The organism is Brevibacterium ihuae (assembly GCF_900184225.1).
Classification (GTDB): Bacteria; Actinomycetota; Actinomycetes; order Actinomycetales; family Brevibacteriaceae; genus Brevibacterium; species Brevibacterium ihuae.
This window is the reverse complement of the sequence record NZ_FXWZ01000003.1, coordinates 764,020-789,233: the sequence shown is the minus strand read 5'-3', so window position 1 is coordinate 789,233 and position 25,214 is coordinate 764,020. Positions and strand designations below refer to the sequence as shown.

At 70.0% G+C, this 25,214-nt stretch carries 21 protein-coding genes; 11 read left to right on the top strand and 10 right to left on the bottom strand.

The window, feature by feature from the left end; all coding sequences use genetic code 11:
* Positions 1 to 110: 110 nt before the first annotated feature.
* Positions 111 to 1,289 (bottom strand): CaiB/BaiF CoA transferase family protein, encoded by a 1,179-nt coding sequence (locus C1A17_RS08950; protein ID WP_101652674.1) that lies wholly within the window; start codon positions 1,287 to 1,289, stop codon positions 111 to 113.
* Positions 1,290 to 1,547: 258 nt separating this feature from the next.
* Here C1A17_RS08950 and C1A17_RS08945 point away from each other — a divergent pair, with 258 nt between their 5' ends.
* The 5 genes from C1A17_RS08945 to C1A17_RS08925 all read left to right on the top strand — a co-directional run bounded on the left by C1A17_RS08945 (position 1,548) and on the right by C1A17_RS08925 (position 6,661).
* Positions 1,548 to 2,579 carry a phosphotransferase family protein gene (locus tag C1A17_RS08945; RefSeq protein WP_245873616.1) on the top strand — a complete coding sequence of 344 codons (1,032 nt, stop codon included), beginning with the start codon at positions 1,548 to 1,550 and terminating at the stop codon, positions 2,577 to 2,579.
* Position 2,580: 1 nt separating this feature from the next.
* Complete coding sequence (locus tag C1A17_RS08940; protein ID WP_101652672.1) at positions 2,581 to 3,852, top strand: acyl-CoA dehydrogenase family protein; 1,272 nt, start codon at positions 2,581 to 2,583, stop codon at positions 3,850 to 3,852.
* On the top strand, positions 3,849 to 4,883 hold the full coding sequence (locus C1A17_RS08935; RefSeq protein WP_219618267.1) for a phosphotransferase family protein: 1,035 nt from the start codon (positions 3,849 to 3,851) through the stop codon (positions 4,881 to 4,883). The genes C1A17_RS08940 and C1A17_RS08935 overlap by 4 nt, the downstream gene beginning before the upstream one ends.
* Positions 4,880 to 5,704 carry an SDR family NAD(P)-dependent oxidoreductase gene (locus tag C1A17_RS08930; RefSeq protein ID WP_101652671.1) on the top strand — a complete coding sequence of 275 codons (825 nt, stop codon included), beginning with the start codon at positions 4,880 to 4,882 and terminating at the stop codon, positions 5,702 to 5,704. Before C1A17_RS08935 ends, C1A17_RS08930 begins: the two co-directional genes overlap by 4 nt.
* A 264-nt stretch (positions 5,705 to 5,968) precedes the next feature.
* Positions 5,969 to 6,661 carry a histidine phosphatase family protein gene (locus C1A17_RS08925; protein WP_101652670.1) on the top strand — a complete coding sequence of 231 codons (693 nt, stop codon included), beginning with the start codon at positions 5,969 to 5,971 and terminating at the stop codon, positions 6,659 to 6,661.
* 169 nt (positions 6,662 to 6,830) lie between these two features.
* Here the strand turns inward: C1A17_RS08925 and C1A17_RS14370 are convergent, their stop codons facing one another.
* The gene (locus C1A17_RS14370) at positions 6,831 to 8,828 is read right to left on the bottom strand and encodes an acyl-CoA dehydrogenase family protein (RefSeq protein WP_219618266.1); all 1,998 of its coding nucleotides are present in this window, start codon (positions 8,826 to 8,828) and stop codon (positions 6,831 to 6,833) included.
* A gap of 422 nt (positions 8,829 to 9,250) precedes the next feature.
* The gene (locus tag C1A17_RS08915) at positions 9,251 to 10,042 is read right to left on the bottom strand and encodes an enoyl-CoA hydratase/isomerase family protein (RefSeq protein ID WP_219618265.1); all 792 of its coding nucleotides are present in this window, start codon (positions 10,040 to 10,042) and stop codon (positions 9,251 to 9,253) included.
* Between the two features lie 375 nt (positions 10,043 to 10,417).
* On the opposite strand from C1A17_RS08915, the gene C1A17_RS08910 reads away from it, so the two are divergent.
* Positions 10,418 to 11,473: a zinc-dependent alcohol dehydrogenase family protein gene (locus C1A17_RS08910; protein WP_101652668.1), complete on the top strand. Its 1,056-nt coding sequence runs from the start codon at positions 10,418 to 10,420 to the stop codon at positions 11,471 to 11,473.
* 265 nt (positions 11,474 to 11,738) lie between these two features.
* On the opposite strand, the gene C1A17_RS08905 is transcribed toward C1A17_RS08910, so the two are convergent.
* Positions 11,739 to 12,893 carry a YihY/virulence factor BrkB family protein gene (locus C1A17_RS08905; RefSeq protein WP_101652667.1) on the bottom strand — a complete coding sequence of 385 codons (1,155 nt, stop codon included), beginning with the start codon at positions 12,891 to 12,893 and terminating at the stop codon, positions 11,739 to 11,741.
* 473 nt (positions 12,894 to 13,366) lie between these two features.
* Between C1A17_RS08905 and C1A17_RS08900 the strand changes: the two genes are divergently transcribed.
* Positions 13,367 to 13,945 carry an NADPH-dependent FMN reductase gene (locus C1A17_RS08900; protein ID WP_101652666.1) on the top strand — a complete coding sequence of 193 codons (579 nt, stop codon included), beginning with the start codon at positions 13,367 to 13,369 and terminating at the stop codon, positions 13,943 to 13,945.
* A 284-nt stretch (positions 13,946 to 14,229) separates the two neighbouring features.
* Entirely contained in the window at positions 14,230 to 14,904 is a 675-nt protein-coding gene (locus C1A17_RS08895) for a 4a-hydroxytetrahydrobiopterin dehydratase (protein ID WP_101652665.1), read from the top strand.
* 301 nt (positions 14,905 to 15,205) lie between these two features.
* On the opposite strand, the gene C1A17_RS08890 is transcribed toward C1A17_RS08895, so the two are convergent.
* From C1A17_RS08890 to C1A17_RS08880, 3 genes are all read right to left on the bottom strand, one after another.
* Positions 15,206 to 16,735: a SulP family inorganic anion transporter gene (locus C1A17_RS08890; RefSeq protein ID WP_245873614.1), complete on the bottom strand. Its 1,530-nt coding sequence runs from the start codon at positions 16,733 to 16,735 to the stop codon at positions 15,206 to 15,208.
* A gap of 164 nt (positions 16,736 to 16,899) precedes the next feature.
* On the bottom strand, positions 16,900 to 17,319 hold the full coding sequence (locus C1A17_RS08885; protein WP_101652663.1) for a hypothetical protein: 420 nt from the start codon (positions 17,317 to 17,319) through the stop codon (positions 16,900 to 16,902).
* 107 nt (positions 17,320 to 17,426) lie between these two features.
* Positions 17,427 to 19,142: a glycerol-3-phosphate dehydrogenase/oxidase gene (locus C1A17_RS08880; RefSeq protein WP_101652662.1), complete on the bottom strand. Its 1,716-nt coding sequence runs from the start codon at positions 19,140 to 19,142 to the stop codon at positions 17,427 to 17,429.
* 237 nt (positions 19,143 to 19,379) lie between these two features.
* On the opposite strand from C1A17_RS08880, the gene wrbA reads away from it, so the two are divergent.
* Positions 19,380 to 19,979, top strand: a complete 600-nt coding sequence (gene wrbA / locus C1A17_RS08875; RefSeq protein WP_101652661.1) for an NAD(P)H:quinone oxidoreductase — start codon at positions 19,380 to 19,382, stop codon at positions 19,977 to 19,979.
* Between the two features lie 367 nt (positions 19,980 to 20,346).
* On the opposite strand, the gene C1A17_RS08870 is transcribed toward wrbA, so the two are convergent.
* On the bottom strand, positions 20,347 to 21,408 hold the full coding sequence (locus C1A17_RS08870) for an alcohol dehydrogenase (protein ID WP_101652660.1): 1,062 nt from the start codon (positions 21,406 to 21,408) through the stop codon (positions 20,347 to 20,349).
* A 311-nt stretch (positions 21,409 to 21,719) separates the two neighbouring features.
* Here C1A17_RS08870 and C1A17_RS08865 point away from each other — a divergent pair, with 311 nt between their 5' ends.
* Positions 21,720 to 22,088: an MmcQ/YjbR family DNA-binding protein gene (locus C1A17_RS08865; RefSeq protein ID WP_180953263.1), complete on the top strand. Its 369-nt coding sequence runs from the start codon at positions 21,720 to 21,722 to the stop codon at positions 22,086 to 22,088.
* On the opposite strand, the gene C1A17_RS08860 is transcribed toward C1A17_RS08865, so the two are convergent.
* Positions 22,072 to 22,722, bottom strand: coding sequence for a TetR/AcrR family transcriptional regulator (locus tag C1A17_RS08860; RefSeq protein WP_180953262.1), 651 nt, complete (start codon positions 22,720 to 22,722; stop codon positions 22,072 to 22,074). The two genes, C1A17_RS08865 and C1A17_RS08860, sit on opposite strands and share 17 nt — an antisense overlap.
* A gap of 67 nt (positions 22,723 to 22,789) precedes the next feature.
* Between C1A17_RS08860 and C1A17_RS08855 the strand changes: the two genes are divergently transcribed.
* Entirely contained in the window at positions 22,790 to 23,824 is a 1,035-nt protein-coding gene (locus C1A17_RS08855; protein ID WP_219618264.1) for an alpha/beta fold hydrolase, read from the top strand.
* A gap of 135 nt (positions 23,825 to 23,959) precedes the next feature.
* Here C1A17_RS08855 and C1A17_RS08850 read toward each other — a convergent pair whose 3' ends face one another.
* On the bottom strand, positions 23,960 to 25,147 hold the full coding sequence (locus C1A17_RS08850) for an acyl-CoA dehydrogenase family protein (protein WP_101652656.1): 1,188 nt from the start codon (positions 25,145 to 25,147) through the stop codon (positions 23,960 to 23,962).
* Between the last annotated feature and the right edge of the window lie 67 nt (positions 25,148 to 25,214).

The following is a 25,214-nucleotide window of genomic DNA, read 5'->3' as shown; positions in this document are numbered from 1 at the left end:
GACGGGCCGCTTCACCTGCGACAGAGGTCCCGGATCGGAGGCGTCCGCGGGGGATCCTCCGCAGGTGAGCACCCCCGCGGGACGTCTGACGCAGGTGAAGGGCGCGGGGCTCAGTCCTGCGTCTGCTGGAGCCAGGCGCGCACGGCCTCGGAGTCCTCGCCGAGCTGCGGGGGCTCCTTGCGGTAGCTCGCCGGGGTGGCGGACATGCTCAGCGAGCTGCGCACGGTCGGCATCGACTCCGGGTCCTCGGTGTGCCAGATCGGGTCGATGCCGAGCTCGCGCGCGGACTCGAGGCCCTCGCTGACGTTCTGCACCGGCGAGCACGGCAGCCCGGCGGCGCGCAGCAGCCCGAACCACTCGTCCTTGCCCTTGGTCGACAGGGCGCGCTCGAGCAGCGGGCGCAGCTCGGCGCGGTTGACGTTGCGCTTCTCCGGGTTGTCGAAGCGCTCGTCGGTGAGCAGCTCCGGGGTGTCGAGCACCTGGCAGAGGCGGGCGAACTGGCCGTTGTTGCCGGCGACGACGATGAGGTCGCCGTCGGCGGTGGGGAACGCGTTGTAGGGGTAGATCGTCGGGTGCTCCTTGCCGTTGCGGCTCGGGTGCTTCCCCGTCGTCGAGGCGACCTGGTACTGATTCGCCATGGTGAAGATCGCGTTCGCCATGAGGTTGTTCTCGATGAGCTGGCCCTCGCCGGTGCGCTCCTTGTGGCGCAGCGCGGCGGTGATGCCCACGGCGGTCATCATCCCGGTGGTGAGGTCGAAGATCGACACCCCCGAGCGCACCGGCTCGCCGTCGGCCTCGCCGTTCATGTCCATGAGCCCGGCCATGCCCTGCACGAGCACGTCGTAGCCCGGCAGCGCCGCGCCCGCACCCGAGGTGCCGAAGCCGCTGATGTGGGCGTAGATGATGTCCGGCTTGATCTCCTTGACGCGGGCGTAGCCGAGGCCGAACTTGTCGATCGAGCCGGGCTTGAAGTTGTGGATGAAGACGTCGGCGCGGGCGGCGATGTCCTTCGCGACGGCGAGGTCGTCGGCATCGCCGAAGTCGAGGGTGATCGAGTGCTTGTTGCGGTTGACCGCCTGGTAGTAGCAGGCGCCGCCCTGGTAGGCCGGGGGCGTCCAGGCGCGGGTGTCGTCGCCGGTGGGGCTCTCGACCTTGATGACGGTGGCGCCGAGGTCGCCGAGGATCATCGTGCAGTAGGGGCCGGCGAGCACGCGGGAGAAGTCGGCGACGATGACGCCGGAGAGCGGGCCGGAGTTCGGTGCAGTGATGTCGATGGTCACAGGATTCATCCTTGAATGAGCAGCCGGTACGAGTCGTCCGATTCTCCCACAGGGCCGTGCGCCGACGGGAGGGCGGGGTCGGACCGTGCTCCTGACCGGGCATTCCGGCGGGGTCGGACCGTGCTCCTGACCGGGCATTCCGGCGGCGTCGGCGCAGGGCGCCGTTTCGCCTGCAGCCCGGCGCCGCGCCTTCCGGGGGTTGACGGTGGGACAGGGAATCCCTACGATTCAAAAGAGTCGAACGAGTGTTCAATCAGGAGGTCGAGGGTGACCGCAGCGAAGGTGCCTGCCGGGATCGATCCGGAGAAGGTCGGTCGATGGATCGAGGAGAAGTTCGGGGTCACGGACGTGACCTACTCCGTGCTGTCGATCGGCCGGTCGAACCTCACCTTCACCGTCGAGGTCGACGGTGAGAAGCGCTGGGTGCTCCGGCGCCCCCCGCTCGGGCACACCGGCGGCAGCGCGCACAACGTCGCCCGTGAGGGGCGCATCATGGCGGCGCTCGGACCGACCGACGTCCCGGTGACGAACGTCCTCGAGATCGTCGACGACCCCGCGGTCATGGAGGTCCCGTTCGTCTTCATGGACCACTGCCCGGGGTTCCCCATCAACACCCCGGAGGACTGGGCGGCCATCCCCGACGCCGCCAAGCGCGACACCGCGTTCGGCATGGTCGACACCCTCGCGGCGATCCACCGGGTCGATGTCGATGCGGTGGGCCTGGGCGATCTGCGCCGGCCCGGCGGCCTCATCGAACGGCAGCTGCGCCGCTGGCTCAGCCAGTTCGAGAACATCACCCAGCGCGACATCCCGCAGATCCGGGAGGTCCACGACGTCCTCGCCGCGCAGATGCCCGAGGCCGCGGACTCGGTGATCGGGATCGCCCACGGCGACTACAAGCCGAACAACATGATCTTCGACCCCGACGGGACGATCAACGCCGTCGTGGACTGGGAGCTCACCGCGATCGGCGAGGTCCTCACCGACCTCGGCTACTTCATCGCGATGCTCACGACGCCCGACGACCTCACGAGCATCTGGGTCCCCCGTCGGGCCGACGGATTCCCCTCGAAGGACGAGCTCATCGCCCGCTACGAGGAGCAGTCGGGCATCACCGCCTCGAACGTCAACTACTACGCGGCCTTCGCGATGTGGAAGCTCGCCTGCATCCGCGAGGGCGTCTACACCCGTCTCATCACCGGGCAGATGGGCGACCTCGACTTCGATCCCGAGGTCGCCGGCGCCGGTGTCGAACAGCTCGCCGAGCAGGCGCTGACCATTCTTAAGGAGGAGAACTGACATGAGCTGGAATTTTTCCACCGAGCCCGAGTTCGAGAAGAAGCTCGAATGGATGCGCACCTTCGTGCGCGAGGAGATCCTGCCCCTCGAGGTCGTCGACCTCAGCCCGGAGGCGTTCACGGAGATCACCGACGGTCTCAAGCAGCAGGTCAAGGATCAGGGCCTGTGGGCCGCGCACCTCGAGCCGGAGCTCGGCGGCGGCGGCTTCGGCCAGCTCAAGCTCGGTCTCATGCACGAGATCCTCGGACAGAGCGCCTTCGCGCCGTCGATCTTCGGCAACAACGCCCCGGATTCGGGCAATGCCGAGCTGCTGGCGATCGGGGCGAATGACGAGCAGAAGGAGCGGTGGATGAAGCCGCTGCTCGCCGGTGAGCTGCGGTCGTGCTTCTCGATGACCGAGCCGGGCGCCGGCGCGGACCCGACCCAGCTGACGACGACCGCGGTGAGGGAGGGCGACGAGTACGTCATCAACGGCCACAAGTGGTTCTCCTCGAACGGGTCGCACGCGGACTTCTTCATCGTCATGGTGGTGACGAACCCGGAGGCCGAACCGCATGAGCGGGCCTCGATGATCATCGTCGACCGCGACACCCCCGGTGTGAACATCGTGCGCGACATCCCGGTCATGGGCCATTCCGCCGCGGCCGGTGACAAGGGGCACGCGGAGATCCTGTACGAGAACGTACGGGTGCCGGTGGGCAATCTCGTGGGCGAGGAGGGTCAGGGCTTCATGCTCGCCCAGCAGCGTCTGGGGCCGGGCCGGATCCACCACGCGATGCGCTGGCTGGGCCAGGCGCAGCGCGCGTTCGACATCATGTGTGAGCGGGTCGTCAGCCGCAGGGTGGCCGGTGGTCTGCTCAAGGACAAGCAGATGATCCAGGACATGGTCGCGACCTCGAAGGCGGAGATGGAGGCTGCGCGGCTGCTCACCCTGCAGGCGGCGTGGAAGATGGATCAGGGCGGGACGAAGAACGCGCTGACCGACATCGCGATCATCAAGTTCTGGGGCGCGCAGGTGCTGTTCAACGTCATCGACCGGGCCATCCAGGTGCACGGCTCCCTCGGCATCACCGGGGACCTGCCGCTCGAGGACATGTACCGCAATGCGCGCGCCGCACGGATCTACGACGGCCCCGACGAGGTCCACAAGGTCACGGTGTCCCGCCGGGTGCTGCGGAACTACGAGCCGCACGAGGTGCCCAGCCAGCACATCCCGACCCGTGCCGAGGAGGCGAAGAAGAAGTTCGCCCAGTACCTCGAGGCGGCATCGTGAGCGAGGTCGACGACGCGGCCGTCGCCGCGGAGCACGCGCGCGAGGCCGGGATCGAGCTCGACACGCTCGCCGACTGGCTGCGCACCGAGGTCGGCCCCGGCGAGCTCACCGATCCCGACTTCCTCACCGGGGGCACCCAGAACGTGCTGCTCGGATTCACGTGGAACGACGAGCGGCTGATCTACCGGGGTCCGCCGGTGAACAAGCGGAAGAACTCCGACCAGATCATGCTCCGCGAGGCCCGGGTGCTCGCCGCGCTCGGCGGCAGCAGGGTCCCGCACCCGGAGTTCATCGCCGCCTGCGACGACCTCGATGTCCTCGGCAACGCGTTCTTCATCATGCGCTCCGTCGACGGCTTCAACGGGGTGAGCGGGGTGCCGGAGCACGTGTCCGCGGACCCCGAGTGGCAGCACGCGATGGGACTCGCCCATGCCCGTGCGGTCGCGGAGCTCGGAAACATCGATCACCTCGCGGTCGGGCTCGAGGGCTTCGGCAAGCCGGACGGCTGGCTCGCCCGCCAGCCCGCCCGCTGGGTCGGGCAGCTCGAGAGCTACCGCGATTTCCCCGAGTGGCCGGGCCTCGACCACCCCGGTGCCGAGGCGATCCCGGCATGGCTCGAGAAGCACATGCCCGCGGAGCAGAACACCGGGATCATCCACGGCGACTGCCACCCCGGCAACGTCCTCTTCACCCGCGATCAGCCGGGTGTGACCGCGATCGTCGACTGGGAGCTGTGCACGCTCGGCGACCCGCTCCTCGACCTCGGCCACCTGCTCTCGTCGACCCACGGCATCGCCCTGCCCGGCTGGCCGGCCAAGGACGAGGTCGTCGCCGCCTACGGCGAGCTCAGCCGGTTCGACGTGTCGAACGTCGACTTCTACCACGTGCTCGCCTGCTTCCGCTTCGGATCCATCCTCGAGGGCTCGCAGGCGCGCGCCTCGGCGGGGTTGGCCCCGGAGTCCGTGGGACGTCGGCTGCACGAGCGCACCGTGTCACTCTTCGACCAGGCGATGGAGATCATCGAATCATGAGCGAGAACACCGCACCGCAGAACACTCCGACCGGATCCGCCGGCACCGCTCCGGCGGCCGGCGCGGGCCGCTGGGCCTTCGACTTCACCGGGAAGAAGGTCGCCATCACCGGCGGCTCCCGCGGGATGGGCTTCGAGATGGCCCGCGCCTTCTCCGCGCTCGGCGCCGAGGTGGCGATCGCCTCGCGCAAGATCGCCTCGTGCGAGGACGCCGCGGAGCGCATCACCGCCGAGACCGGCGGCCGCGTCCACCCCTATGCCCTGCAGGCCGCCGACTGGGATCAGTGCACCGCATTCGCGCACACCGTGTGGGACGACCTCGGCGGCATCGACGTGCTCGTCAACAATGCCGGATCGTCGCCGCTCTACGACTCGGTGTCCGGGATCAGCGAGGAGCTCTACGACAAGGTCATCGGCCTCAACCTCAAGGGCCCGTTCCGGCTGTCCGCCCTGCTCGGGGAGAAGATGGCCGAGGCCGGCGGCGGCTCGATCGTCAACATCTCCTCGATCGCGGCGCTCCACCCCAAGGCGTCGACGGTGCCCTATTCGGCGGCGAAGGCCGGGCTCAACGCGACGACGATCGCGCTCGCCCACGCCTACGGTCCGACCGTGCGGGTCAATGCCGTGGTGCCGGGCACGTTCCTCACCGACATCGCCAAGCACTGGGACATGGAGGCGTTCGGCGAGCGGGCCAAGAGCTTCGCGGCCGAGCGCGGGGGCGAGCCCGACGAGATCGTCGGCGCCGTGCTCTATCTCGCCTCGTCCCTCGCCTCGTACACCACCGGAGCGCTGCTCACCGTCGACGGCGGCGCGCCGAGCTGAACGGACGACGCGGCCGGTGCTGTTCGCAGGTTCGGTGCTGTCGGTGGTCCCGGGTGCCGGAGCATTCGGGCGCTGCCGGGTCACTCCGCTGCGTCGGGCGTTCCCGGGCGCCGCGGCCTCCGGGTGCTGCCGGGGTCGCTCCGCTGCGCGGGCGGTCCCGGCGGCCGGAGACCTCGGAGGCCGCCGCAGGACGGAACGGCCCCGGCGGGCGCCCGGCACGATTCCCATCGCTGATCGGTGCACAACCATTCTGAACGGAGACTCATGAGCAACTTCCTCGGCCGTGCCCTCGGCACCGCGCTGCTGACCCGCGTCGACGATGCCACGGACGTGTACCTCGTCCGGCACGGTCAGCAGGTCCGCGCCGGCAGGGACTCCCCGGAGTCGATGGCCTACGACGCCCACCTGTCCGAGCAGGGTCGGGCCCAGGCCGAGGCGGTGGGCCGCGCGCTCGCCGGTGCCGGCCTCGATGCGGTGTACTCCTCGAACCTGTCGCGCGCACACGACACCGGGAAGGCGATCGCAGCCCATCACGGGGTCGAGGTCGTCGTCGACGAGCGCCTCAAGGAGGTGGGGATCTTCCGCGACGTGCCGGGGGAGCAGAGCTTCGAGCAGGCCGTCGGAACGGAACGCGCGATCGAGGCGAGCCGGCAGCTGGTCGAGACTCTCACCTGGGACTCCATTCCGCTGGGCGAGGGGTCCGCGGAGTTCCGGGCGCGCGTCCACGGCGCGATCTGGGAGATCGCCCGGCGCCATGCCGGCGAGCAGCTCGCGATCGCCTGCCACGGCGGCGTCATCAACGCCTTCCTCGCCGAGGAGTACGGACTCGACCGGGACTTCCTCTTCCGCCCCGCCCACGCTGGGATCACCCGCGTGCGCTTCGGCGGAGACCGGGCGATCATGCTCACCGGCAACGAGATCACCCACCTCGAGGCCGAGGACATCCTGAGCTTCTGAACCGGGCCGGCGGTCGCGAAGTTTCCGAACCTCCCTGCCGTCGAGCGGGCACTTTTCCCCCTCCCGTTGAGTGGGCACTTTTCCCCGCCCCTCCCACCGAGTGGTCAGTCTTGGTCGAATACTCGCGAGTATCCGACCAAGACTGACCACTCGATGCGTTTCCGGGGTCTCAGTCCTCCGGGGCGGAGTCGGTGAGCTGGTCCCAGATCACGGGTTCGCCGCCGGCGAGCGCCATGCGGCCGAGGGAGACGAGGGCGGCGTGCTCGCTCGTCCCGGCATCGCGGGTGGCCCAGATGAGCTGGGTCAGGTGGTGGAGCGGGTATTCGGCCGTGATGCCGATGGCTCCGTGGAGCTGGTGGGTCTGGGCGGCGACGAGTCCGCCGGCCTGCGCGGCGATCGCCTTCGCGGAGAGGGCGGCGGCCTCCTGGGCGTCGGTGATCCCCGTGCCCGAGGCGCCCGCTCCCGGTGCGTCGCCCGCACCCTGTGCGTCGCCCGCCCCGCCGCGAGCCGCCCCGTCGCCATCCGCCTCACCGGCCACGAGTGCGTCTCCGGCGATCTCGAGGGCGCGGTCGTAGGCCTCGGCGGCGAGATCGAGCTGCATGCGCATGCGGGCGATCCACGACTTCACCGCCGGGATCGCGGCGAGCGGCGCGCCGAACTGCTCGCGCTCGATGACATGGGTGATCGTCAGCGCGAGGGCGGCCTCACCGGCACCGACGAGCACCGCGGCGTCGAGCAGCGCCGCGAGAGCCCGGGACTCCCGTTCGCCGAGTCCGGCACCGGAGTGCGCGGCGACGATGTGGTCGGCGAGCCCCGCGGTGACGCCGAGGCGCGCGAGGCCGCGGACGATCGCCCCGGCATCGGCGAGCGAGCCGCCGGAGCCCCCGGCCGATTCCGGCACCGACACGCGGGTCCAGCCGAGGTCCTCGACCGTCGAGCGGAGCCGGTCCTGACCCGCCTCACTGCGGTCGACCTCGAGCAGCGAACCCCCGGCGACCTTGCAGGCGAGCTCGACGAGCTCCTGCGCCTCGGCGTCGGCGAGGCGGGGCTGCGGGGTGGCCTTCGACAGGTCGCGGGGCAGTTCGAGCTTCGCGACGATCCCGAGCAGCACGTCCTCCGCGCCGCCCCGGATCCCGAACGCCGGCGAGGCCCACAGGGCCTGCTGGATGAGACCGGCGAGGTTCTCGCCCGGGGTCGGGACGATCCGGCGGGCGATGTCGATGAGCCCCTTCTCGAACCCGTTGCCGATGAACTTCGACGCCGCCGCCAGCCGGACCGGCGCCTCCCCGGCGTCGAGCGCCGCGGCGATCCGCCGGTACATGTGGCGCAGCGCCGAGAGCTCGGCGACGACCTGACCGAGGTCCCGCAGCGCGCCCTCGTCGGTGCGCAGGCCGTCGGCGGCGAGCACCTCAGGCACGAGCACCCAGGTCGACAGCGCCCGCTCCGGGCCGCCGCGCTCGAAGCTCAGCTGTTCGACGACCTGCTTCCACCCTTCGCCCTCGGTGCCGATGAGGCGCTCGCGGGGGACGAACACATCGGTGTAGCGGACCTCGTTGAAATGGTGCTCCCCGGCGAGATCGACGATCGGGGACACCTCGATGCCCGGGGAGTCCATGTCGATGACGAACTCGCTGAGCCCCTGGTGCTTCTTCTCCTCCTCCGAGGTGCGGGCGAGGATGTACATCCCGGTCGCGTTGTGCGCCTGCGTGGTCCAGATCTTGTGGCCGTTGAGGATCCACCCGCCCTCGGTCGGCACCGCCCGCGTCCGCACGCTCGCGAGGTCCGAACCGGATTCCGGCTCGCTCATCCCGAGGCCGATGATCGCCCGCCCGGCGACGATGTCGGGCAGCACCTGGGCCTTGAGCTCCTCGGTCCCGGCACGCAGCACCGCCGGACCGATCTGCCGCTCGGCGATCCAGTGCGCTGTGACCGGAGCACCCACGCGGAGCATCTCCTCGGTGAGCGCGAGCCGATCGGTGTTCGGCCGGCCCTCGCCGCCGTACTCCACCGGCCACGTCATTCCCAGCAGACCCGCCTCGCCGAGGGCGCGGGAGAAGTCGCGATCGACCGACCGCAGCCAGCAGTCCACCGTGGGCGTGAACCGCCCCGCGGACAGCCACTCGTCGAGCAGGGTGCGGATGCGGGTACGGATCTCGGACGAGCTCATCATGCTCCTTCGCAGACGTGTCCCGCGGGCCGGAGGCCGACCCGGGGTCGCGCCGGGTGGTGACCGACGCCTGCGGGGCTTCGTCGCGGCAGTGCGAGGAGGCGACAACGGGCGAGGCGGGCGACCGGACGCGGATGGGATTTTACTGAGCGAACGTTCAGTGTGGATCGGTCTCAAGTCTAGGATCCGCCACCGGGGCGGTCAACACCGAGTGCGTGCTTGCATCCGCCGTCGCCGAGGTGGTCGCCACCCGGGGAGTGCCGATCCCCGCCTCCAGCAGGGTGCTCACCGCTCGGGATGATCCGACCCCCCGCCGTCAGCGGGGTGCTCACTGCCCAGTGCGTGCCGGCCCCGCCGCTCCCTCCGGGGTTCGAATCCCTCGGGGTCGCAGTCGAGTGGCGAGTCAGCGGCACCGGAGCGCGTCAGCGTCCCTGGAATCGGGGGGTGCGCTTCTCCTTGAATGCGGCGACGGCCTCGGCGGAGTCCGCGGTCGACTGGATGACAGCCTGTTCCGCAGCAGCATGGACGAGGTGGTCGGTGAGCGACTGGGTGCGCGCGATCCGGGTGAGGCGCTTGATCGTGCGGATCGCGATGGGCGGGCCGGCGGCGAGCGACTTCGCGAGCTCCATCGCCGCGGGGAGGAGCTCCTCGGCCGGGTGGTGGGCCATGGTGATTCCGAGCGCGGTGGCCTCGGCGCCGTCGATGAACCGGCCGGTCCACATGAGCTCGAGCGCCCGCTGCTCGCCGACGATGCGCGGCAGCATGTGCGCCCCGCCGTCGCCGGGCACGAGGCCCACGCGCACGTATCCCTGCGAGAGCCGGGCCACATCGGCGATGAGGCGGATGTCGGCCATGAGCGCCATGTCCATGCCCGCACCGATCGCGTCGCCGTTGATCGCGGCGATGTAGGGCTTCTCGAGGTGCTCGAGCGCGCGGGCGACGGCGTGGACGTCGTCGGCGAGGTAGGCGCGGCGCTCGAGGGTCTCGGTCACCCCGCCGAACTCGCCGAGGTCGACCCCGGCGCAGAAGCCCTTGCCGGCGCCGGTGATGAGGAGGACCTTCGCCTCGGGGTCGGTTGCAGCGGTGTCGATTGCGGCGGCCCAGGCGGCGAGCAGGGCGCGGTTGAACGCGTTGCGGCGCTCGGGGCGGTTGAGGGTGAGGACGGCGACGCCGTCCTCGACGCGGTAGTCGACCTCGGGTCCGATGGTGGTCACGGGTGCTCCTTCGCAAGGGGGCGGCGTCAGCGGCATCGCTGATCGAACGTTCGGTGGCTCTCCGTCGAGTCTAGGAACGGGAGGGGAGGGGGGCAACGGGTGCGACGCCGAGGCGGCGTCGGCCGGAGGGCGTGCGCGGAACCCAATTCCGGAACCGTGCGGCGGCAAGGGGCGCGGGCCGGCCTCCTCGATGCGGCGCGGGGTGCAGGCCGGCGTCTCGACGCTGCCCGGGGTGGATGAGCTTCCGAAGCGGTCCGAAGCGCGGACGACACCTTCTCGACATGTGGTGTACATCACGTATTCGCGTCGGTGCATTCGACTATGGGGCAGGCTCCCGGAAACCGCCGGAGGGCCGATTCGATGAAGGAGGCACTCATGAAGGCTCTCGTCTACCACGGCCCCGGCAAGAAGTCCTGGGAGGAGGTGCCGGATCCCACGATCCAGCAGCCCACGGACGTCATCGTCAAGATCGACACCACGACCATCTGCGGCACCGACCTCCACATCCTCAAGGGCGACGTGCCGGCGGTCACCGACGGCCGGATCCTCGGGCACGAGGGCGTTGGCACCATCACCGAGGTCGGTTCGGCGGTGACGACGCTGTCCGTCGGCGATCGCGTCATCATCTCGTGCGTGTCCGCGTGCGGCCGGTGCACCTACTGCAAGCAGGGCGTCAACTCGCACTGCCTGGGCGCCGAGGGGGCCGAGGGCATCGGCTGGATCTTCGGGCACCTCATCGACGGCACGCAGGCCGAGTTCGTCCGCGTCCCCTATGCCGAGACCTCGCTCCACCGGATCCCGGAGGGTGTGAGCGATGCCGAGGGCGTGCTCCTCTCCGACATCCTCCCCACCGGGCACGAGATCGGCGTCCAGTACGGTCGCGTCAAGCCCGGCGACGTCGTCGCCGTCATCGGTGCGGGGCCCGTGGGGCTCGCCGCGATGCTCACCGCCGACCTCTACGGCCCCTCGCGCGTCATCGCGATCGACCTCGATGCGAACCGCGTCGAGGAGGCGAAGAAGTTCGGCGCGACCGACGGCGTGGTCTCCTCGGATGCCGATTGGAAGGACCAGGTCATGGCGATGACCGACGGGCTCGGCGTCGACGTGGCGATCGAGGCGGTCGGCATTCCGCAGACCTTCATCATGTGCCTCGACATCGTCCGACCGGCCGGCACCGTGGCGAACGTCGGGGTCCACGGCACCGGGGTCGAGCTCCCGCTCGACGAGCTGTGGATCTCGAACATCGCGATGACGATGGGCCTCGTCAATGCCAACACCACCGACACGCTGCTCAAGATGGTCGCCTCGAAGAAGCTCGACGCGACGCCGTTTGTCTCGCACACATTCAAGCTCGACGACATCATCGAGGCCTACGACGTGTTCGGCCGGGCCGCCGAGACGAAGGCCCTCAAGGTCATCCTCGAAGCGTGAGGTCTGAGACCTGAGGCCTGAGGCCTGAGGCCGGGCGCGAGGGGCCTCGGGCTCCGTGCCTGAGGGCCCAGCGACGCTCGCGCTGCTCGGAGCGCTTCACCTGCGGCAGATGTCCCGGATTCCGTCGGTTCTCGGGACTTCTGTCGCAGGTGAGCACGTCCGAGAGACTTCTGTCGCAGGTGAGCACGTCCGAGAGACTTCTGCCGCAGGTGAGGCATGTCCGGGGGACGGTTCCCGCAGGTGGCGCCTGCCCGCGGCGCCTGCTTCAGTCGCGCTTCGCCTCGTCGGGGTCGGCGGTCTCGCCGGCGGAGACGCGCAGTGCACGGGCGCGCTCGACGTCCTCGGAGAACTTCTTCTCCTTCGCGTCGCTTGCGGTGGTGTCGCGCGGCGGCAGCTGGATCTCGCGCTCTGCGGGCAGTCCCGCCTGGAGCTCTCGGCCGCGCTCGAGCTCGGCATCGATCTCCGCGCCGAGGAGCAGCACCGCGTTGACGATGTAGAGCCACAGCAACAGGATGATGACGCCGGCGAGCGCTCCGTAGGTGGCGTTGTAGTTGCCGAAGTTCGTGACGTAGAAGAAGAATCCGAGCGTCGCGAGCACGGCGATGACGATCGCGACCACGGCTCCGATGCTGATCCACCGGAACTTCGGCTGGCGGACGTTCGGAGTCGCGTAGTACAGGAGCGCGACGATGACGATGACGACCACGGCGAGCAGGAACCACTTGGCGATGTCCCACACCGCGACGGCCGTGCCGCTCAGCCCGATGAGCCCGCCGACGAACTCCGCCACCGGTCCCGACACGACGAAGATCACGAGGGCCACGGCGCCGAGGGCCAGGAGGAGTGCGGTGAGGCCGTACATCTGCGCGTTGATCTTGACGAGCCCGCGCCCCTCGGGGACGTCGTAGATCCCGTTCATCGCCCGGCCGAACGCCTTGACGTAGCCGGAGGCCGTCCACAGCGCGACGACCAGGCCGATGATGAGGCCGAGGCCGGGGGCGGGTGCGGTGAGCACGGCCGACAGCGCCGGTTCGACGGTGTTCCAGGTGTCGGCCGGAATGAAGCGCTCGGCCTCCCGGAGGACGCTCTCGATGACCGATCCGCTCTGGCCCACGAGGCTGAGCATCGAGACGAGGGCGATGATCGCCGGGAACATCGAGAGCACCATGCGGTAGGTCAGGCCGGCGGCGAGGTCCATGCATTCGTCGTCGAGGTACTCGCGCAGGGTCGTGCGCGCGATGTACTTCCATGAGGGCGGCTTGAGGTCGGTCGGGGAGTCGGGCTTGTCGGCGTGGGAGGGCTGTGCCGCGTGCTCCGGGAGGCCCGCGCCCGAGGTGTCGCGCTCACCCGCTCCGGCGTCCCGGACCTCGGGGTCGATCCCGGTGAGCGGGCTGTCGGTGTGCTTCTCATGGCTGCCCATCGGCGGCTCCGTCCTGTTCGGTTCCGCGTCAAGGCGGCTTGATGGTGGGGACGCCACCCAGTGTAGAGGGTGCGCGGGCTGCGGCGAGCGGGCGCCGCGGATCCGGATTCGGGTTCGCGCGGGTTCGTCTCCCGGCGCCCCACGGCCTTCCAGCCGCCATGTGCCTCCCGAGCGGCCTCGGCTCCTTCCGGCTGTTCTGAACTCCTCCGTGCCGACTGCCCCGAGCATCTCCGTGCCGTCCCGGCCCCGCACCCTGCGCGTCAGGGGGCGGGTGCGAGCAGGATCACACCGGGACCCGCGGAGAAGCCGGAATAATTCACGCTTCAACTACATTGACGAGAGCAATGGCGCAGCGGGGTTTCGCCTGCGGCTACAGCGGCGACTCGACCGCCGCTCGACTGCGTCGCACCAGCCCGCACCGCGCGGCCCGGACCGGGATCCGGAGCAGCTCGCGGTCGATACGAAGGAGACACATGCTCAAGATCGCCATCATCGCCGGTTCGAACCGTCCGAATGCCATCAATCCCCAGGTCGTCGACTGGGTGGCCGCGGAGCTCGCCGGGCACGACCGCATCCAGGCGGAGATCGTTCGCTACGACGACTTCGATCTGCCCGTGCTCGACGAGCCGATTCCCGCCGGTGCGCACATGTACCAGAACGACCACACAAAGGCGTGGGGCGCCAAGCTCGAGGAGTTCGACGGGTACATCTTCGTCACTCCCGAGTACAACCACTCGGTGCCCGGCAACCTCAAGAACGCGCTCGACTACGTCAGCCTCGAGTTCAACCACAAGGTCGCGGGCATCGTCAACTACGGAGCCGACAAGGGAGTGCGCGCAGCGGAGCACCTGCGCCTCGTGCTCGCGAACTCGCGGGTCGCAGTGGTGCGCGACCAGACCTCGTTCAGCATCTTCACCGACTTCACCGACGGACGGTTCACCCCGCAGGAGGTCTCGAGCCAGACCTTCGCGCCGATGATCGAGGACATGATCATGTGGGGCGAGGCGCTCGCCGGCGCGCGGGAGAAGCGCTCAGCCGCCGTCGCCGTCTGACCCATCCCACCCCTGAGCGTGCAATTTCGTGCGGTTCCTGAGAACGGAACCGCACGAAATTGCATTCTGGGCCGGGGCGCCGATGGCAGCCGCCCGGACCCTCTGCGCTTCGACTCGGACCGGGTGCGCCTCGGGTGCTCCGAGCCGCGTCTCGCACCGGTGGCCTCGTCGGTGACATTGCAGAGAAGTGCGAATCCGTTCCCAGGAACCTTCGGAAATTGCAGGGTCTAGGCGGAGGGGTGCGGGGGCTGACAGGGGTGCGCCCGCAGCGGGATAATGCGGGGATGGAGATTCTCTCGAACAGCCGGATCCACGAGACCCTCGCACCGGAGTGGAGGCTGGTCAACCGGACCGTCCGCGCGCGCTTCCTCAGCGGCGACTTCCCCACGGGCGTCCGGTTCGTCGATGCCGTCGCCGAGGCGGCCGAGGACGCCGACCACCACCCCGACATCGACCTGCGCTACCTCCACGTCGACCTCGAGCTCACGAGCCACAGCGCCGGGGGCGTCACCCGCCGCGACATCTCCATGGCCGCCCGCATCAGCGAGATCGCCGCGGGACTCGGCATCGGTGCCGCCCCTGAGCGGCTCACCGAGATCGAGATCGCGCTCGACACCCCGCGCGCGGAATCCATCGCGCCGTTCTGGGCTGCGGTGCTCGGCGGGGACATCGGCGAGGTCAACGGCTCCTCCGGCTTCTCCTCCGACTACGGTGGCACGGTGACGGAGAACACCGGACAGGTCGCTCCGCTGTGGTTTCAGCTCACCGATGAGCACCCGACCCCGCGCCAGCGGTTCCACCTCGACGTCTGGGTCCCGCACGATCAGGCACAGACCCGCATCGATCGCGCGGTCAAGGCCGGTGGGACCGTTATCGACACCGATCACGCCCCGAGCTTCACCGTGCTCGAGGACCGACAGGGCAACCGCGCCTGCATCTGCGTGAGCGTCGGCCGCTGACGGACGGTGCCGCGCCCCACGCTGACGCCCAACCCCCGGATCCGCGCCCCACGCCGACGCGCTTCCCTGGTTCCGGCCGCTGAAGCGCAGCCCCCGTCCCGGCTGCTGACTCGCAGCGATCCTTGGCTCGCCGCCCCAGCCGGCCGCTGACTCGCAGCGCCCATGGATTCGCGGCCCCGGCCGAAGATGCGCAGCGCCTGCCGCCGACGCGCTGTCCAGGCCACCGAGGCGACGTCCGCCGACTCGCAGCGCCCGCCGCTTCGATCCGCAGGCTGCCGCCGGCACCCTGCCGGCCGGGCGTCTACTCCCCGCCGCGCGCCATCCCGCCCAGGCGCACGCGCATCCGCCGGCTCGCCTCGTTGAGCCCGACGATCTCGACGTGCGTGCCGTAGCTCTCGTACTTGTCGGTGACGGAATCGAGCGCGGCGATCGTCGAGGCGTCCCACAGGTGGGAGCGATGCATGTCGATGACGACGTGCGCGGGATCCTCGGCGTAGGCGAACATCGTGTAGAGGTCGTTGGACGACGCGAAGAACAGCTCACCTTCGACGGTATACCGGGCGATCTCCCGTCCGTCCTCCTCGGACACCTCGCGGTCGACCCGGACGAAATGGGCCACCCGGTTCGCGAAGGCGACCATGGCCACGAGGACGCCGAGCACCACGCCGATCGCGAGATTGTGGGTCCACACGGTCGCGATGACAGTGACGAGCATGACGGTCGTCTCCGACTTCGGCATCCGGGCCAGCGTGCTCGGCCGGATCGAGTGCCAGTCGAAGGTTGCCCAGGACACGAAGATCATGATCGCCACGAGGGCGGCCATCGGGATGAGGGCGACGACGTCGCCGAGGACCACGACGAGGACGAGGAGGAACACTCCGGCGCAGAACGTCGAGATCCGGGTGCGGGCGCCGGACGCCCGGATGTTGATCATCGTCTGCCCGATCATCGCGCAGCCGCCCATCCCTCCGAAGAATCCGGTGACGATGTTGGCCGCACCCTGCGCCCAGGACTCGCGGGTCTTGTCCGAGCGCGTGTCGGTGATGTCGTCGACGAGCTTCGCGGTCATGAGCGATTCGAGGAGACCCACGACAGCCATCGCGAGCGCGTAGGGGGCGATGATCCGCAGGGTCTCGAGATCGAGCGGCACGTCGGGGATGAAGAGCGAGGGCAGCGCCTCGGGCAGCTCACCCTTGTCACCGACGTCGGGCACGTCCCACCCGGTGAGCACGACGAGGAGGGTGAGGACGACGATCGCCACGAGCGGCGCCGGGACGGCCGAGGTGAGCCGCGGCAGACCGAACACGATGGCGAGTGCCAGCAGGCACAGCGGGTACACGAGCCACGGCACCCCGAGCAGCTCGGGGACCTGCGAGACGAAGATGAGGATGGCGAGCGCGTTGACGAAGCCGACCATGACCTGCCGCGGGATGAACCGCATGAGGCGAGCGGCACCGACGAGGGCGAGCACGACCTGGAGGATGCCGGCGAGGATGACCGCGGCGATGAAGTGGTCGATGCCGTGGGACGCGACGAGCGGGGCGATGACGAGGGCGACCGCACCGGTGGCCGCCGAGATCATCGCCGGACGACCCCCGAGGATCGCGGTGGTGACCGCCATGGTGAAGGAGGCGAACAGGCCGAGGCGCGGGTCCACCCCGGCGATGATGGAGAATGCGATCGCCTCGGGGATGAGCGCGAGTGCGACGACGAGTCCGCCGAGCACCTCGGTCTTGAGCCACCCGGGCCGGGTCAGGGTGAGCCGGACGCTCTGGCGCTCCTCCGGCGTGGGAGCAGCGGCGTTCCCGGCGCGGGTCGCGGATGCGGACACAGTGGTCTCCTTCGGATGCAGCGCGGCGGCAGGGCTGTGCGGCGGATCCGTGGGCGACGCCGGACGCCGACCTCGACGGCCCGTCGGGGTTCAGCGCCCACATTAGCGGTCGTCGCAGTCGGTGGACACGGGTGGTCGGAATCCTCCGCGCCCTCCTCGGCTGATCACCGACGCGCGGGCGCCCGGCCTTCGTCCGCGAACCGCGCCGCCAACACCGCCGCCGTCGACTCCCGTGCCCGGCACGTCGACATCGGCACCTGACCGAACGCGCTGCGGGGGAGCGGGTTGCGGCACAGGTCCGCGGTGCGCTCGCCGTCCCAGTCGACGAGCACGAACCGGTCTCCGGCCTCCTCGATGACCGCATTCACGGAGCCGACCGCGCACAGCTCCTGGCGTAGCGACAGGTAGGCCCAAATCCGGTCGCCGGTGCGCATCGTGCGGAACCCGCTGCGCAGGCACCACCGGTGGATCCGCTGGGAGGCGCCGATCGCCTCCCACACCGCGGTCGCATCGGCCCGCGTGCGCCAGTCGGCGGGCTGGTGCTCGGCATGGGCCGCGGGATCGATGGGCAGCAGCCAGTCCACCGGGTCCCGCGCGGTATGCGTTTCGGGAACCGCCCCGGATCGGTCGCCCGCCTCGGGAGCCGCGCCGGATCGGTCGCCTGCCGGCGTTCCCTGACGTGCCCGGGCGGTCATCGCCCGAGGTGCCGGGCGAACTCCGCGACGGCCTCGGCATCGGTGGGCGACTGCTCGGCGGCGCGCTCGGCCGCGATCAGGGCTCGGAACCGTTCGACCTCGGCGGTCGTCTCCTCCGGCGTCCACCCGAGCTCGGGGGCGATGAGCCTGGCGACCGCCTCGGCCGTCTCAAGACCCCGGTCGGCGACCTCGAGATCGAGGCGCAGGCGGCGATGGAGCACGTCGTCGAGGCGGACGGCGCCCTCGGCGCGCACCGCGTAGACGGCCTCCGCGCGGAGACAGTGCGGCGCCCCGGCCAGCGGGGCCGCGAGCTCGGGACGCTCCGCGACGAGGTCGAGCACCTCGCCGAGCAGCGACCCGTAGCGGTGGAGCAGCCGGTCGATGTGCGCGTCGTCCCAGCCGTGCTCCGTCCGCAGCCGATCGCGCCGCGGTGCAGGGAGATCGGTGATGTCGGCGCCGAGCAGGGGCACCGACTCCGTGCGGCTGCGCGGACGGGGACGGTGGTCGCGGAGGACGGCGTCCACCGCGTCCTCGGCCATCACCCGGTAGGTCGTGAGCTTGCCGCCGACGATGGCGGTGAGTCCGGGGGCGATCTCCTGCACCGCGTGCTCGCGGGAGACCCGGGTGCTGTCGTCGGAGTCTTTCGGCGGCTGGACGAGGGGCCGGAGGCCTGCGAAGGCGCCGAGCACGTCGGCCCGGGTGAGCGGCCGGGTGAGCACCGCGTTCGCATTGGCCAGGACGTGATCGATGTCATCGGCGGTGACGACCGGGTCGGTGACGTTCTCGCGCCATGGGGTGTCGGTCGTCCCGATGAGCCAGAGGTCGTCCCACGGGATGATGAAGAGGACCGAGGTCTCCGTGCGGGTGATGACGCCGAGCCCGGGATCGGCCTCGATCCGGTCGCACGGCACGGTGATGTGGATGCCCTTGGAGGCGAGCACGCGGAGTCCGGAGTCGCTGCCGGCGGTCCGCTGCTGGCGCTCGGTCCACACGCCCGTGGCAAGCAGCGTGTGGCGGGCATGCACGGCGAGCTCCTCGCCGGTGCGCTCGTCGCGGAGGTGGGCGCCGGAGATCCCGCCGTCGGGAGCGCGGAGGTAGCCGGTGACCGGGGCGTGGTTGACCGCTATGGCGCCATGCGCCGCGGCGGTGCGGATCAGGGTGTGGGTGAGGCGCGCATCGTCGACCTGCGCATCGCCGTACTCGATCCCGCCGTGCTCGGTGCGCAGACCGGGGAACCGGGCGCGCAGGCGGCCTGGGCCCAGATGCCGGTGCGGGGGCATCGCCCGCCGGGCTCCCGGACGGATCGCCATCGCGTCGTAGAGCGCCATCCCGGATCCGATGTACGCCCGCTCGACGACCGGCGACTCGAGCGGGTAGACGAAGGTGACCGGGCGCACGAGGTGCGGGGCGAGCGTGGTGAGGAGGAGATCGCGCTCGCGGAGCGCCTCGGCGACGAGCCCGAAATCGAGCATCTCGAGGTAGCGCAGGCCGCCGTGGACGAGCTTCGAGGACTTCGAGGAGGTGCCGGAGGCCCAGTCGCGGGCGTCGACGATGCCCACTCGCAGGCCGCGGGTCGCGGCGTCGAGAGCGGCGCCGGCCCCGGTGACGCCGCCGCCGACGACGAGGAGGTCGAGCGGGGTCGCGGCCGAGGTGCGGGACAGGGCGGCGATCGCCGAGGTGCGGGCCGCGGGGCTCAGGCGTCCGGTGCGCATGGGGCTTCCTCGATCGGGGGCGGGGTGCGGTCGGTGGTCGTGCGGCCGGCGCCGCCCGGGCGGGTGCGCGGGGCTGTGCGCAGGTGCGCGCGGATCCGCGTCCGGCAGGCGGTGCCGGGTCTGATCACGGTATCCGCGTCGGCTGAGTATCCGGTCAGAACGGTGGCCCCGACCGGTGGGGACCGCCTAGGGTGGGAGAGACAGGTAATCCAAGTTTCAACAGAAGGGGTCGACTCCATGACCAAGCTCGCTGTGATCTACTACTCCGCCACCGGCCACGGCACGAAGATGGCCGCCGAGATCGAGCGCGCCGCTCAGGCCGTCGGCGCCGAGGTGCGCGTCCGCCACATCGCGGAGACCGTCGACCCGTCGGTGTTCGCGGACAATCCCGCATGGAGCGCCAACTACGAGGCGACGAAGGATCTGCCGGCGGCCACCGGCGACGACATCGTGTGGGCCGACGCCGTGATCTTCGGATCGCCCACCCGCTACGCGAACGTCACCGGCTCGTTCCAGTCGTTCATCGACACGCTCGGCGGACTGTGGGCCCAGGGCAAGCTCGCGAACAAGGTCTACGCCGCCTACACCTCCTCGCAGACCGCGCACGGCGGGCAGGAGACCACCCTGCAGCACATCTACCAGATGATCATGCACTTCGGCGGCTACATCGTGACGCCGGGCTACACCGACCAGCTCAAGTTCGTCGACGGCAACCCCTACGGCGTCTCCCACATCACCGGCGGGGACAACCAGAACGCACTCGAGCAGCCGACCATCGACGCGCTCGAGCACATGGCGAAGCGCGTCGTCGAGGTCGCCGGCAAGCTCGCGGACTGACCCGCGCGGGCGCGGCCGGATGGTCGCGCGCCGGGTGTGGGTACGGTCCCGCGCAGGGTGCGCGCACGTGGCCGGAGTCGGGTAGGGCACCTGCTCTGCCCGACCGGCCCGGCCCGATGTCCGACCCCCCGGCAGGCGCAGCCGAGGCCCGACCGGCCCGGCAGACACAGCTGGAGCAGTCCGGCCGGGGCCTGACCGGCCCGGCCGGAGCGTGACCAGCGTGGCCGAGGTCTGATCAGACCGACCAGCACAGCCGAGGCCCGGGTTCCCTGACGGGATCCCGGGCCTCGGCGCGTCCGCAGGAGCGGCACGGTGGGCTCAGCCGACGACGAGCACGGACCGCTCAGCCCGTGGCGAACGCCTCCGCTCAGTCGGCGACGAGCACGGTGCGCCCGCGCGACTTGCCGGCCGCGAGGTCCTCGAGCGAGGAGTTGATGTTGTCCGCGCTCAGCGGCAGCTCGACGATCGGGAGCTTGGGCAGGTCATGGGTCTTGGCGAGCTCGACGACCGCCTTGAGCTCGGGCAGGCTGCCGACGAAGTTCCCCTGGATGGTGAAGACCTGGAGCGCGAGCAGCGTCGTCGGGTAGGTGTGTTCGCCGCCGAACAGGCCGACGCTCACGAGCTGGCCGCCCTTCTGGAGCGCACCGAGCGCCATCGAGGCGGTCGCGCCGTTGTTGACGAAGTCGATCGCCGCCGCGATCTTGCCCCCGGTCGCCTCGAGGAGCGCGGCACCCGGGTTGTCGACCTTCGAGTTGAAGGTGATCGTCGCGCCGAGCTTCTTCGCGATCTCGAGGTTCTCGTCGCTGACGTCGACGACGGCGATCTTCCTGTGGCCGAGCGCCTTGAGCATTGCGACGGCCATGAGGCCCACGCCGCCGGCACCGATCACGGCGACGACGTCCTCCTCGCCGCGGGGGAGCACCTTGTTCACCGCGGAGTAGCTCGTCACGCCCGAGCAGGCGAGCGTCGCGCCCCACGCGGGGTCGAGATCGCCGAGCTCGATGAGGTACCGCTCGTCGGGCACCCACACCTCGCGCGCGAAGCCGCCGCGCAGGCCCACGCTGAGGTTCCGGCCGCGCGGACAGTAGTTCTCGCGGTCCTCGCGGCACGCCTGGCAGTTGCCGCAGCCGATCCACGGGAACACGATGTACTGGGTGTCACCGGGCTGCACGGAGGCCTCCGGTCCGGCGGCGACAACGGTGCCGACGATCTCGTGGCCGAAGACGGCCGGCCATTCGACGCCCGAGGCCGCGAGCGGGAGCTTGCCGGCGGAGCCGAGGTCGAAGTGGCCCTCCTGGCAGTGCACGTCGGAGTGGCAGACGCCGGAGTGGGTGATGCGGACGAGCACTTCCTTCCCGGCGAGCTCTGGGGTCGGGACCTCGATCTCCTTGACGGGCTCACCAGGGCCGTGGACGGCGAAAACCTGCATGCTGATCCTCCTCGATCATCGGTGCATAGACGGGTGCTCATATTCCATCACTCCCGGTGGGCGGTGTCGAGGCAGGTCCGCATGCTGGTGCACGGCGGCCGTTCGGACGCACGATGCAGCTGTTTCTCCGATGGACGAACGAATTCCGGCCCAGTGGCTTCGAAACAGAGGAGAAGCAGTTGCATCGGTGGGAAGCGGTCGCATTGAGGATGCAAGACCACGGGATTGGCGAGGTGTGCTGCGGGGTGGGATCGTGGTGGCGGCGGGGTGCGGGGCGCCTCGGCCGCGGGCTCCACGACGAGAGGGAAGACATGGACAGGGACGCAGTGCTCGCGTTCGTCGCCGACGAGTTCTCGATCGAACCGGATTTCTCGTGGATGCACCACCCGGACTACGCGGTGCTGCGGCACGCGGACACGGGCAAGTGGTTCGCGCTCGTCATGGACGTGCCCGCGGAGAAGCTCGGACTGGCCGGGGACGCGGTCCACGAGGTCATGAACATCAAGGTCGACCCCGACGAGCTCGATGCGCTGCTCGACGGCGGCGGCGTCCTTCCCGCCTATCACATGCACAAGGGCAGCTGGGCGAGCGTGCTGCTCGGCGACGCGGAGGATGCGCTCGACGCCGCCGAGGTGCAGCGCCTCATCCGCGCGAGCTTCGCCCTCACCCCCGGCTGGTGAGTGCGGCGATCTCCGATTCGATCACCGTCCGGGCGGATTCCGGCGCTGCGGTGCCGTGGAGCACCTGGTGCGCGAGTCCGTCGCGCAGGGCGGAGAGTCGGAGTGCGAGGGTCCCGACCTCTGCGTGTGCCAGGTCCGGTCGGATCTGCGCGACGAGCTGTGCGATGAGCTCCCGCGTGCCGCCGAGCGCATCGTGGACGACTGCAGCGATCTCGCGATCCGCCATCGAGGCCGCGAGGTAGGCGGACCAGACGGCTGATCCGATCCGGGCCTCCTGCGTTTCGGGGATCTGCCCGGTGAGGAGCGAGCGGAGCGTGTCGACGGCGTGATCGGTCGCGTCGCCTTCATCGATCGGGGTTGCGCGGGACGAACGTGCGGGCTCGTCCCCGATGTGTTCGGATCCCTCCGGAGTCGACCGGAAATCCTCTTCCGCCGCCGCGACGATCGCGCGCACGCCGGCGAGGACGAGGTCGCGCTTGGTGGCGAAATAGTGCTGGATCCGGCCGATCGAGATCCCGCCGTGACGGGCGACCGCGGCGAATGAGACGCCGCTGATCCCCTCGGCGTAGATGGTGGACCACAGTGCGACGACGATCTCGCTGCGGCGCTCGGCGTGATCGACGATCTTGGGCATGTGACGACTGTACGGAACAACTCCTCTCCGTTTACAGTATGAACGTACTGTAAAAGGGGAGGTGCCCATGACCGAGGCGACCATGTCCACCGAGGAGGACGCCCGGCCGACCGAGGGTCGGCGGCGCGGCGGCTGCGGATCCCGGATCGCCCGAGCCGTGACGGTGCTCCTCGCGATCATCGGTATCGTCGCAACCGGGGAGTTCTTCTTCGGAGCCCCGGGCGTCGGGCACTTCCGGACCGCCGAAGGCCGGGCCGACTACACCGAGTCGTACGACGCGGCGATGCGATTCCTGCCCGAGCCCACCGCGGTCCACGACCTTCCGACGGCGTTCGGGACCGTCCGCGCCTACGAATGGTCGAGCCCGGAGGCCGAGGGCACCGTCCCGGTCGTGCTCATCCCGGGAATGTCATCGGGAGTCCCGATGTGGGCGGAGAACCTCGCGGGATTCGCTGCCCACCGCCGGGTGATCGCCTTCGACGCGATCGGGGACGCGGGGATGTCGGTGCAGGGGGTGCCGATCGCTTCGTTCGAGGACCAGGCGGAGTGGATCTCCGAGGCACTGGCCCAGCTCGCTCCCGACGGTGCGCACGTGGTCGGGCATTCATTCGGCGGCGCAGGTGCCGCAGCCTATGCCCTGTCCCATCCCGGCGATGTCGCATCGCTGACCCTGCTCGAGCCGTTCATGACCGTGGCGAACCCGCCCGTGGGGAAGTTCGCCTGGGCGATGGTCGGATCACTGCCACTCATCCCCGAGGGTCTGCGCAACCGTGCGCTCGGTGAGATCGGGGGAGTCCCCTACGATCCCGAGGACCCGGTGGCGCGCATGATCAGTGCGGGCAGCGAGCACTATCACTCCGCGCTCCCGATGCCGGCAGTGCTCGATGACGACGAGCTCCGTGCGCTCACCATGCCCGTGTACGCCGCGTTCGGCGATACCGACTCCCTGGCGGGCGGGGAGAAGGCGGCCGGTCGCGCCGACGAGCTGCTGCCGGACGCCGAGGTGACCCTGTGGGCCGGTGCCACGCACTCGCTGCCGATGCAGGAGGCCGAGGCGCTCGGCCGTGATCTCACAGAATTCTGGTCCCGATCGGAGCGGTGACCCGGTTCCGAGCGCCAGGAGTGGGCGGCTCGGTCAAGTGACCTTCTGAGACAGCGATCTCCGGCGGTTCCCGAGAGCGGAACCGCCGGAGATCGCTGGTTCGAGCGTGGGGTCGAGCCGCGGCGGCCCGGCGCCTCAGCGGCCCAGGAGCTCGTCGGAGATGATGCGCATCTGGATTTCGGAGGAGCCCTCGAAGATCTTCGTCAGGCGGGCGTCGCGCCAGTGCCGTTCGACGGCGAAGTCCTTGGTGTAGCCGGCGCCGCCGTGGATCTGCACGGCCTCGCTCGTCACCTTCTCCGACATCTCCGCGGCGAGGTACTTGACCATCGCGGCCTCCTTCGAGCACCGGCGGCCAGTGTCGATCTGGGTGCACACGTGGTACATGAGCTGGCGGGACGCCTCGATCTGCGCGGCCATGTCCGCGACCTTGAAGCGCAGGTGCTGGAAGTCGGCGAGCTTGTGGTTGAACTGGGTGCGCTGGTGCATGTAGTCGATGGAGTCCTCGAGCGCGGCCTGGGCCAGCCCGATCGAGCGGGCGGCGGTGTGGGCGCGGCCCACCTCGAGCCCGGACACTGCCTGGTAGAAGCCCTTGCCCTCCTCGCCGAGCAGCGCATCGGCGGGCAGGCGGAAGTTGTCGAAGTTGAGGTCCCAGGTCTTCCAGCCGAAGTACCCGATCTTGCGCGCCGGGGTGCCCGAGATGCCTTCGGGGAACGTCCCGCGCTCCTTCTCGATGAGGAAGGCGGAGATGCCGCGGTGGCGCTTGCTCGGGTCCTCGTCGACGCTCGTGCGGGCGAAGAGGATGATGTAGTCGGCCTGGTCGGCGTAGGTGCACCACATCTTGGTGCCGTTGATGACCCACTCGCCGGTGGCCTCGTCCTTGGTCGCCTTGCACTTGATGTTCGCGACGTCGGAGCCGGCCTCGGCCTCGGACAGGGCGAATGCGCCCAGGTACTCGCCGGTGGCGACCTTGGGCAGGAGGCGCTGCTCCTGCTCCTCGGAGAAGCCGCCGCCCATGCCGTTGCCGCGAGCGAGCAGTCCGCCGACGCTCATCCAGGCGCGGGACAGCTCCTCGGCGACGAGGCAGTACTCGAAGACGCCGAGTCCCAGGCCGCCGTACTCCTCGGGGATGAGGATGCCGAAGAAGCCCATGTCGGCCATCTGCTGGACCATCTCCGCGGGGAACTGTCCCTCCTCGGGGTCGACCTCGTCGGCGATCGGCAGGACGACCTCGCGGGCGAACTGGCGCGCGAGCTTCTGGAGCTCGACGCGGTCCTCGGTCATGTAGTGCGGGGTATCGGGGCGCGGACGGGGCTTGTGCGTCATCGAACATCTCCTTTGCCACCCGAACGGACCTGAACCGATCGGGTATCAATCATTCGGGTTTCATGTT

Coding starts and splice junctions, on each gene's coding strand:
- C1A17_RS08950 (WP_101652674.1), bottom strand. CDS start 1,289: ATGAATCCTGTGACCATCGACATCACTGCACCGAACTCCGGCCCGCTC.
- C1A17_RS08940 (WP_101652672.1), top strand. CDS start 2,581: ATGAGCTGGAATTTTTCCACCGAGCCCGAGTTCGAGAAGAAGCTCGAA.
- C1A17_RS08930 (WP_101652671.1), top strand. CDS start 4,880: ATGAGCGAGAACACCGCACCGCAGAACACTCCGACCGGATCCGCCGGC.
- C1A17_RS08925 (WP_101652670.1), top strand. CDS start 5,969: ATGAGCAACTTCCTCGGCCGTGCCCTCGGCACCGCGCTGCTGACCCGC.
- C1A17_RS14370 (WP_219618266.1), bottom strand. CDS start 8,828: ATGAGCTCGTCCGAGATCCGTACCCGCATCCGCACCCTGCTCGACGAG.
- C1A17_RS08910 (WP_101652668.1), top strand. CDS start 10,418: ATGAAGGCTCTCGTCTACCACGGCCCCGGCAAGAAGTCCTGGGAGGAG.
- C1A17_RS08905 (WP_101652667.1), bottom strand. CDS start 12,893: ATGGGCAGCCATGAGAAGCACACCGACAGCCCGCTCACCGGGATCGAC.
- C1A17_RS08900 (WP_101652666.1), top strand. CDS start 13,367: ATGCTCAAGATCGCCATCATCGCCGGTTCGAACCGTCCGAATGCCATC.
- C1A17_RS08895 (WP_101652665.1), top strand. CDS start 14,230: ATGGAGATTCTCTCGAACAGCCGGATCCACGAGACCCTCGCACCGGAG.
- C1A17_RS08880 (WP_101652662.1), bottom strand. CDS start 19,142: ATGCGCACCGGACGCCTGAGCCCCGCGGCCCGCACCTCGGCGATCGCC.
- wrbA (WP_101652661.1), top strand. CDS start 19,380: ATGACCAAGCTCGCTGTGATCTACTACTCCGCCACCGGCCACGGCACG.
- C1A17_RS08870 (WP_101652660.1), bottom strand. CDS start 21,408: ATGCAGGTTTTCGCCGTCCACGGCCCTGGTGAGCCCGTCAAGGAGATC.
- C1A17_RS08865 (WP_180953263.1), top strand. CDS start 21,720: ATGGACAGGGACGCAGTGCTCGCGTTCGTCGCCGACGAGTTCTCGATC.
- C1A17_RS08860 (WP_180953262.1), bottom strand. CDS start 22,722: ATGCCCAAGATCGTCGATCACGCCGAGCGCCGCAGCGAGATCGTCGTC.
- C1A17_RS08855 (WP_219618264.1), top strand. CDS start 22,790: ATGACCGAGGCGACCATGTCCACCGAGGAGGACGCCCGGCCGACCGAG.
- C1A17_RS08850 (WP_101652656.1), bottom strand. CDS start 25,147: ATGACGCACAAGCCCCGTCCGCGCCCCGATACCCCGCACTACATGACC.